The sequence below is a fragment of the Frankia sp. Mgl5 genome, from assembly GCF_023242985.1.
Classification (GTDB): Bacteria; Actinomycetota; Actinomycetes; order Frankiales; family Frankiaceae; genus Parafrankia; species Parafrankia soli.
In genome coordinates, this window is the sequence record NZ_JALKFY010000823.1 from 1 (window position 1) to 4962 (window position 4962).

At 74.5% G+C, this 4962-nt stretch carries 2 protein-coding genes and 1 pseudogene; 2 read left to right on the forward strand and 1 reads right to left on the reverse strand.

Annotated features, from left to right (window positions below; translation table 11 throughout):
- Positions 1 to 177: 177 nt before the first annotated feature.
- Complete coding sequence (locus MXD62_RS32770) at positions 178 to 2754, reverse strand: MFS transporter (protein ID WP_248833229.1); 2577 nt, start codon at positions 2752 to 2754, stop codon at positions 178 to 180.
- Between the two features lie 143 nt (positions 2755 to 2897).
- Here MXD62_RS32770 and MXD62_RS32775 point away from each other — a divergent pair, with 143 nt between their 5' ends.
- On the forward strand, positions 2898 to 3626 hold the full coding sequence (locus MXD62_RS32775; RefSeq protein WP_248833230.1) for a TetR/AcrR family transcriptional regulator: 729 nt from the start codon (positions 2898 to 2900) through the stop codon (positions 3624 to 3626).
- 159 nt (positions 3627 to 3785) lie between these two features.
- Positions 3786 to 4962: pseudogene (locus MXD62_RS32780) on the forward strand (hypothetical protein); the annotation flags it as partial.

Here is a 4962-nt window from a genome sequence, read left to right on the forward strand (position 1 = left end):
CCGTCACCAGTGGTGACGGGCCCCAACGCTGGCTGTTCGATTCTTCGGGCCCGGCGTACCCGGAGCCCGGGACGGGCGTCTGGAGGGTCCGGAGGGCCTGGGCGCGGAACTCGGCGTTCGTCTGCGCGGACCGCGGACCGACGGACCAGCGGACCAGCGGACGCGCAGATGGGCGGGTCAGGCTTCGGCGAGGGCCTCCACGCGCTCCGGTTCCGGGCGGGCCTGGGCGGCACCAGCCGGGACGATCAGTGACTCCTTGCGCGGCATGAACACCGCCAGCGCGGCGGCCCCGAACATGAGCGCCGCGCACACCAGGAATCCCAGCGAATACCCCGACGTCAGCGCGTCGGCCCGGTCGGCTCCCGCGGCCAGCTCGCTGTCGGTGTGCGTGTCCGCGACGATCGCCAGGACGGCCAGGCCGACGGCGGCGCCGATCTGCCGCGCGGTGTTGAGCAGCCCGGACGCGAGCCCGGCGAGCTGCGGCGGCACCCCCGCAGTGGCGGCTGTCGTCACCGAGACCATGTTGATGCCCATCCCGAATCCCAGCAGGGTGAGCGGTCCGAACACCTCGCTCCAGTACGAGCCGTGCGCACTCAGCGCACTGAGCCAGCAGACACTCGACGCCACGATCACGGACGCGCCGATGATCAGCGGACGGGGGCCGAACCGGCCGACCGTCCGGGAACTGACCTGCGACCCGACAATGATCATGATCGGCATGGGAACCAGCGCCAGGCCGGCCTCGAGGGGCCCCTGCCCCTTCACCTGCTGCAGGTACAGGGTCAGGAAGAAGAACAGCCCGAACATGATCGAGCCCATCACGACGCCGATCGTGTTCGCGTACCGCAGCGCCTTGCGCCGGAAGATGCCCAGTGGCACCAGCGGGTTCTCGGTACGTGACTCGATGATCAGGAACGCCGTGAGGAGCACGGCCGCGGCAACCAGCCAGCCGATGGTCACCGGCGAGCCCCAGCTGCTGGACTCCGTCCGCACGATGCCGTAGACCAGCGCCGTGAGCCCGGCCGTGACGGTCACGGTGCCGGGGATGTCCAGGTCGCGCACTCCGCGAGCCTGACCACGGGACTCGACCAGCGCCGCCCGCGCTCCGACAAGCAGCACCAGCCCGATCGGCACGTTGACGAACAGCACCCACCGCCAGTCGGCGATCTCGGTCAGCACGCCCCCGGCTAGCGCACCCATCGCGCCGCCGCCGGCGGCGGTCGCGCCCCACATTCCGAGCGCCCGGGCGCGCTCCCGCGGATCCGGGAACGAGGTCATCAGGATGCTCAGCGTCGCGGGCGCGAGCACCGCACCGCCAAGCCCCTGCACCGCACGAGCGACGATCAGCATGACCTGGTTCTCGGCGAGACCGCCGGCGAGGCTGGCCGCGGTGAACAGCACCAGCCCGGAGATGAACACCCGGCGCCGCCCGAACAGGTCCGCCGCCCGCCCGCCGAACAGCAGCAGCCCGGCGAAGGCCAGCGTGTAGGCGTTGACCACCCACTGCAGACCAGACGAGCTCAGATCCAGCTCGGTCTGCATGGACGGCAGCGCGACGTTCACGATCGAGACGTCCAGGACGACCATGAACTGGGCGAAGCAGCACACGGCCAGCACCGCCCAGGCCGGCACCCGCCGCCCCCGGCCTGCCGGGGCGGCCGTTTTCTCGCCGGTCTTCTCCCCGGCGGCCTGGCCCGGCGCGAGCGCCTCCTTCTCCGCGGCTCCGGCCAGCGCGACCGTGCCCTCGGGAGACGCCGTGCCGTCCGGAGACGCCGCGCCGTCCGGCGAGTCCAGGCCCTCGGACGTCACCGCATCCGCCGACGTCACCGCGACCGGCGGGGCGGCCGGGGTCGCCGCCACCGCGGCCACCGCGACCACGGCAGCGGTCGCCTGCTCAGGAACGACGATCTCGACCGGCTCCGCACCGGCCTCCGGCTCCGCCGCGCTCCCATCCGCGACCGCGGCCTGCGCCTCGACGTCGGATCCGGCCTCGCTCCCGGTCCCGACCTTGGTCCCGACCTTGGTCCCGGTCCCGGTCTTGGTCGCAGCCTCGGACTTGACCTCGACCGCCTCCGTGGGCTCGGCCGCAATCTCTGGCTCGACCGCAACCGCCGGCTCGGCCACAACCGCAGCCTCGGCCGCGATCTCGGACTCAGTCGCGACTTCGGGCTTGGCCTCAGGCTCGGGCTCGGCTGGCGGGCTCTGCCCCTCAGCCTTCTCCTCGGCCACCGCGCCCGTCTCCTCGGCCACGCCCGCGTCGGCGGCCACTGCTTCGGCCGTCACCTCGGCCTTCTCAGCCGCCGGTTCGTCGGTAGTCACCGTCCCGGCCGCCACCTCGGCCTCTTCGGCAGGCGCCTCGCCGGCCCCGGCCACCACGTCAGCCTGTTCGCGGTCAGCCGCTTCGCTGTCAGCGCCTTCGCGCGCCGCCCCGGCGCCCGCGGCCGCCGCGTCGACAGCCTCGCCGTCAGCACTCTCCCCGTCAGCACCCTCGCCGTCGACGACCTCGCCGGAGGCAGCCTGACCAGCGACGACCTCACCAGCGGCAGCCCCACCGGCAGCAGCCTCAGCCGCGGCGCCGTCGCCGCCGGTGGGTCCGAGGTCGCCAGCGCCCGCGGCGGCATCCGCCGTGGCTTCGGGCGTCACCGCCTCGCTCGCCGCGGCCGGCGTCGCCGTGCCGGTCCGCCTGCGCGCCTGCGCCCCGGCACCCCCGGATCCCGCGGACCTCGCTCTCGACTTGCCCCTGCTCTTCGCCATCGCGCCCTCCCACAGCCGCACCGGTCGTCGATCTGGCGGCCGCGCCGGCCCGCGACCAGGTCCCCGTACACCGTACGGACGTCCGACCGACCCTACGTCGTACGCTGTACGGAATCCAAACCGTATCCGGGGAGCAACGTGCGATGAACACCACATCCGTCGACCCGGCCAAGCCCCGCGGAGCCGGTGACCGACCGGCCGCCAGCCGGGCCGGGCTGTCCCGTGAGCGGATAGTGGCCGTGGCCCTGGAGATCGCCGACGCCGAAGGACTCGACGCGGTCTCGATGCGGCGCGTCGCCGCCATGCTCGGCGTCGGCACGATGACCCTCTACACCCACGTCCAGGACAAGGAAGCACTGCTGGAACTGATGCTCGATGCGCTGACCGCCGAGCACCTCCTCGCCGACACCGGCCCGGACTGGCGCACCGGCCTCACCCGGATCGCCCGCCTCACCCGCCAGAGCCTGCTGCGCCATCCCTGGGCGCTGGCGCTCGGCCTGCGCCCCGCTCTCGGACCGAACAAGCTGCGGCACATCGAGCAGTCCCTCGCCGTCGCGTCCGGGCTCACCACCGACCCGGCGGCCCAGCGAACGATCGTGCACGCGGTCGACGACCTGGTCGTCGGCTGCGCGATGCGGGAGCTCGCGGCGCGGGCCATCGAGGCCGACGTCCCGCGCCCGTTGTGCGGGCTGCGGCGCCGCATCGACGCCGAGCCCACCCTGCGGGAGCTGCTCCACAGCGGGGAGTTCCCACACCTGGCCCGGATGCTCGCCGGGGACGCCCCCTTCGCCTCCGAGCGGTTCGAGCAGGCCCTGACCTGGCTGCTCGACGGCATCGAGCGGACGTACCGCCCCGATTCCCCCCCAGCCTGAAGCCCTCATCTCCACCCGCGGCTCGCGGGTCGAGGCGGGGCGAGGCGGGGCGAAGAGCAGCGAAGAACGCGGACCGGTCTTCACGGAAACGGCCCGAGCGGCTACCTTCGACCGAGTGAGCACCGTCGGTCAGCACGCCGCCACCAGGCGGGAGTCCGTATGACCACGGCCGCGTCCGGAATGACGGCGGCCGCGTCCAGGCTGGCCACAGCTCTGCCCAGGCGGGTGCGGCCTCTGCTGGACGGCGACCCGTCCACGATCGGCCCCTACGCCGTCCTCGGCCGGATAGCCCAGGGCCCGGGCGGGCTGGTCTTCCTGAGCCGCGCCGTCGGCGGCGCCCAGGTAGCGCTGCGCGTTCCGGAACCACCTCCCACCATCAGCGAACGGGACTCGGAGCCACCGCCCACAGCCACCGGGCAGGGCCCGGACGCGGCGCGGCGGCTGCGCGCGCACCTGTGTGAACGCTTCGCCGCCGCTGCCAACAGCGCCCGGGCCGCCGCCGGCCCGCACCGCTGCGCGGTCCTGGACTCCGGAGTCGTCGCCCCCGGCCCCGATGTCCATCTCCCGGCCAGCGCAAGCGCCGACGGCGGCACCGAGCCAGCGGCGCCGCCGCGGTTCGCGGGGCTGCCCTACCTGGTCACCGAGTTCGTCGACGGACCCACGCTGGCCCGGGAGGTAGCCGAACGCGGGCCGCTCTCCCCCGCCGAACTGCACGTCCTCGCATCGGCGCTGCTCGACGGACTACGTGCCGCCCGTCGGGCCGGCGGCCCGGCCCGGGACCTGTGCGTCCCGACCCCCGACGACATCGTGCTCTCCCTCACCGGCCCACGGCTGGTCAACCTGGGCCTCGGCACGACCGCCCGACCCGGTGGCGACGACGGCCCGCCGGACCCGGCGGTCGCGGCCTGGGCCCGCGTCGTCGCGCTTGCCGGCACCGGCTGCCTCCCCCCGCCTGGCTGGCCGAACAGCGGTGGGATGGACGACCCCGCCACCGTCGCGGTGCTCAACGCCATGCCGCGGGGCCAGGTCCGCACCGTGCTGAGGGACGCCCTCACGAGCCCTCGCCCGGCACCCACGCCGGCCCGCACCGCCGGCGGAAGCAGCGGAAGCGGCACGGGCGCAAGAATCGCCACGGAGCGGGATGCCGCCGGGCTCGCCCGGCTGGACAGGTTGCGGGCCAGTCTCGACGACCGACCCGGCATGCCGGTACGCGGGCGCCGCCGCGCCGGATCACGATCCCGGTCCCCGGTTCGCCAGGCCCGCGAGGTGGTCGGTGCCGGCGCCGCCGGCGAGATCCGCCGGGGGGGCGGCCCCCCCCCCCGGCCCCCCCCCCGCC

What these genes read in the sequence shown, in the direction of transcription:
- MXD62_RS32770 (WP_248833229.1), bottom strand. Translation starts at nt 2,754, where the DNA reads ATGGCGAAGAGCAGGGGCAAGTCGAGAGCGAGGTCCGCGGGATCCGGG.
- MXD62_RS32775 (WP_248833230.1), top strand. Translation starts at nt 2,898, where the DNA reads ATGAACACCACATCCGTCGACCCGGCCAAGCCCCGCGGAGCCGGTGAC.